This window comes from Candidatus Woesearchaeota archaeon (assembly GCA_016180285.1).
Classification (GTDB): domain Archaea; phylum Nanobdellota; class Nanobdellia; order Woesearchaeales; family JACPBO01; genus JACPBO01.
In genome coordinates, this window is record JACPBO010000027.1 from 1 (window position 1) to 4,011 (window position 4,011).

The following is a 4,011-nucleotide window of genomic DNA, read 5'->3' on the forward strand; positions in this document are numbered from 1 at the left end:
TAAGCGGGCTGCTGAAGCTGCCTGCATTAAAGTTGATTTTCTGGTCTTGGTATTTTGCAGCAGCATCCGGGTCTTTTTTAATTATCCCTGAAATCTCAGCAAGAACGCTGTAAAGTCCCTCTCCGTATTCCTGCCTTGCAAAATACGGATTTAAAATATCCCTGCCGATTCTTCCGAGCATTGCGGCATTTAATGTTCCTTCCAATCCATAGCCCACTTCAAAGCGGTATGTTTTGTCATCGATCGCAATCAAAAGCAGCAATCCATTGTCATTCTCCTTTTTTCCAATCCCCCACTCTTCGAACAGCTTGACAGAATACTCTTCAATGCTTGTTCCGTTTAGAGAGCCCATTATAACAACAGCAATCTCAGCAGTTGTGTTTTTTTCAAGCTCAGCAAGAAAATCATTTATTTTTATCTTATGAGCATCATCAATGATATTCGCAAAGTCATTGACATAGCCAATTGGCTTAGGAAAATCAAGAGAAAATACAAAAGGGAGCATTAAGATTAAAAAGAATAAAGTTGCAGTTAAAAGATAACCTCTTTTTTCAATCATTTCATCCCATATAGCTTGGCTTCTCCTCTTTCATTTCCTTGCCGCGGGCTGTCCTGAATGAATCCTGTATTTCCTCATAAGCCTTTTCAACATCCTTTGTCACAGAAGGCTTTATGGCCTTCATAGCTTCTTCAAAGTGCTTTATTGTAACTTCTTTTGATTTGATGTCTTTTCTTAAAGCAAGCATAGCAGCTTCCCTGCATAATGCTTCAATATCTGCCCCAACAAAGCCTTCAGTCTCAGCAGCCAAATAAAATAGCATTTTATCTTTCTCCGATAAATCCTTGAATTTAATTAAATTCTCTTTAGAGCCCTTCTTGACTTTAAGTAAATCACTTTCCGTTATGGGTTCGTCAGCAGCCATTTTAGAAGTTAAATTAATTTTTTTATCTTTAAGACTCTCTTCTGCCTTTTTAAGTTCGTCCTTATCAATCTTAATCGGCATTCCTTTCGTATGGATTTCAAATATTTTTTTTCTTGTTTCCAGCTCAGGAACAGATGTTAAGATAATCCTGTCAAACCTGCCAGGCCTTAGCAATGCTGTGTCAAGCATATCCGGCCTGTTTGTTGCTGCTATAATCACAACATCATTTAGATCCTCAAGCCCGTCCATTTCAGTCAGCATCTGATTGACAACTCTTTCAGTCACATGAGCATCAGAACTTATTCCCCTCCTTGGAGCCAGGCTGTCTATTTCATCAAAGAAAATAATGCATGGAGCAGTCTGCCTTGCTTTTTTGAATACCTCTCTTACTGCTTTTTCAGATTCTCCTACCCATTTGCTGATCAATTCCGGGCCTTTAACCAAAATAAAATTAGACTCTGTTTCTTTTGCAACAGCTTTCGCCAGCAATGTTTTTCCGGTTCCAGGAGCGCCATAAAGCAAAATTCCTCTCGGCGGCCTTACACCCATAGTTTTGAATGCATCCGGAAACTTCAAAGGCCATTCGACTGCTTCTATCAGCTGCTGCTTTACATCATTCAATCCGCCAATATCAGTCCATCTTACATTTGGAGTTTCAACAAACACTTCTCTCAATGCAGAAGGCCTTACTATCCTCAATGCTTCCTTGAAATCATTTTTTGTTATTATCAGTTTCTCTAAAACTTCCTTTGAAATCGGCTCTTCTTCTCTCAGCTTTATTTCGGGCAGTAGCCTTCTTAAAACAATCATTGCAGATTCTTTTGCCAATGCAGCCAAATCAGCTCCAACAAAGCCATGCGTTACAGCTGCAATTTCATTGAGGTCGACATCCTTGTCAAGCGGCATATTCCTGGTATGTATCTTCAAAACATTAAGCCTTCCTTCCTTGTCAGGAACTCCGATTTCCACTTCCCTGTCAAATCTTCCTGGCCTTCTTAATGCAGGATCAAGAATATTCGGCGCATTCGTCGCAGCAATCACAACAACCTTGCCTCTGCTTTTTAAGCCATCCATCATTGCAAGCAGCTGCGCAACAACCCTTCTTTCAACCTCTCCTTTAATGTCTTCCCTTTTTGGAGCAATTGCATCAATCTCATCTATAAAAATTATAGAAGGCGCTTCTTTTTCAGCTTCTTCAAATTTCCTTCTAACATTAGCTTCACTCTCTCCATAGTATTTACTCATCAGCTCCGGGCCATTGATCAGAATAAAATGCGAATTGCTCTCATTTGCAACTGCTTTCGCCAATAACGTTTTTCCAGTTCCTGGAGGGCCATGAAGCAGCACTCCTTTAGGCGGCTCTATGCCCAATCTCTGGAATATTTCAGGATGTTTTAATGGCAGCTCCACCATTTCCCTTATTTTCTTTATCTCATCTGTCAGGCCGCCAATATCTTCATAAGTTACTTCCGGAACGCGCTCTTCTGTAACCTCTACTGCTTCAGGGTTGTATGTAACCTCTGTTTCATCTGCTATAATAACTGCCTGCTTCGGCATTGTGTCAGCAACTATAAACTTTAATTCGCTTATGCCTCCAAGATTAAATCCCATTATGTTTTCTTCAAAAATATCAGAGAAAATGTCTTCAAAAAACGGCGAAGAGCTCATTGTTGTGCGCCTTCTTTTAGTTCCTCCCAGTGAAACAATATCTCCCTTTACAACTGCTCTTCCTAGCAAGCCTTGCTTGAATATTTCCGGAGAAGCCTTTATGAAAACACCTTTTGTAGCAGGCGCGATTGTCACTTTTTTGGCTTCCTTTACATCAGCTTTCCTTACTTTTACAAGCTCGCCGATTCCTGTCTTTGCATTTCTTCTTATAATGCCGTCCATTCTTATGATATTTAATCCTATATCGCCTGGATAAGCACGGTCGGTGATTGCCACTGTTTTTCGTTCGCCTTGTATCTCAACAATGTCGCCAGGCCTTGCATCTATCTCCCTCATAAATCCTGAGTCTATCCTGACTATGCCTTTGTTTACATCATCCTGGCTGGCTTCAGCTACTTTTAAGCCCAATTCCTTCCCAGTTCCGGTTGGTTTGATGTCTTTAGCTTCAGCCATAAATGCACCCCTCTAGGCGAAAGAATATCCTGTAGCATTTATAAAGTTTTTGAATTTCGCTTTAAAGAACCCTATTTCTTCTGCTCTGCCTGCTCAGAAACCTTTGGAAGCGGTATTGGCGGAGGCAGGTTGATCTCCTTGCTCAGGATCAGCTCTTAGAGTTTCGATGTTGTACCAATCCTGATGCCTCGCGCAGAGCTGTGCAAAAACAGAAAGATTTAAATAGTATGTATTCAATACATAATGTATGGCAAACATAAAGTTTATTGGAAGAGAGAAGGAATTGAATAAGCTTGATGAGATTTCTAAAGATAACTTTTTCTTGATAGTTAAAGGCAGAAGAAGAATAGGCAAAACCTTATTATTAAGAAAATCATTTCCAAAGGCAATTTATATATTTATCTGGCCAGATAAGTCTATTGAGTGGATATTGGAACAGATATCTAATGAATACAAACTGCCGCAATTTAAGAATTTTGGCTCTCTTCTTGAGTATTTATTTGAGCAAGATAAAATGATTATAATCGATGAGTTTCAGAATTTTCTAAATGTGGATAAGTCTATTTATGGAGAGATACAAAAAGTCATTGATGAAAGAAAACAAAAAAAGAGCGTGTTTCAATTAGCTGTTGCCGGCTCAAGTTATTCTTTGATGAATAAAGTTTTTTATGATTCTGCCTCCCCTTTATATGGCCGAAAAACACACGAAATAGACCTAAGTAATCTGGATACCTGCAGTTTATTCAAAGAATTGGATATTTCTTTAGAAGAATTTATTGAATTTTGGTCTGTTTTCGAAGGAGTTCCCTATTATTATGAATTAATTGATTTAAAAAAAACAGCAAGAGATAATATCTTTAATTTAATTCTTTCGAGAGACTCCCAATTAAGGGAAGAAGGCAAGGCAATTCTTTCTGTAGAGTTTGGGAAAGATTCGAGAACATACAATACTGTTCTGGTTGCGATA

At 38.9% G+C, this 4,011-nt stretch carries 3 protein-coding genes; 1 reads left to right on the forward strand and 2 read right to left on the reverse strand.

Annotation, left to right across the window (positions count from 1 at the left end; all coding sequences use genetic code 11):
- Together HYU07_05620 and HYU07_05625 are read right to left on the reverse strand one after the other, a co-directional pair.
- A partial coding sequence (locus HYU07_05620) for a TPM domain-containing protein (GenBank protein ID MBI2129688.1) occupies positions 1 to 559 on the reverse strand: 559 nt, incomplete at its 3' end.
- A 1-nt stretch (position 560) separates the two neighbouring features.
- Positions 561 to 3,044: a CDC48 family AAA ATPase gene (locus HYU07_05625; protein ID MBI2129689.1), complete on the reverse strand. Its 2,484-nt coding sequence runs from the start codon at positions 3,042 to 3,044 to the stop codon at positions 561 to 563.
- A 247-nt stretch (positions 3,045 to 3,291) separates the two neighbouring features.
- On the opposite strand from HYU07_05625, the gene HYU07_05630 reads away from it, so the two are divergent.
- The coding region (locus HYU07_05630; GenBank protein MBI2129690.1) for an ATP-binding protein at positions 3,292 to 4,011 on the forward strand (720 nt) is incomplete at its 3' end.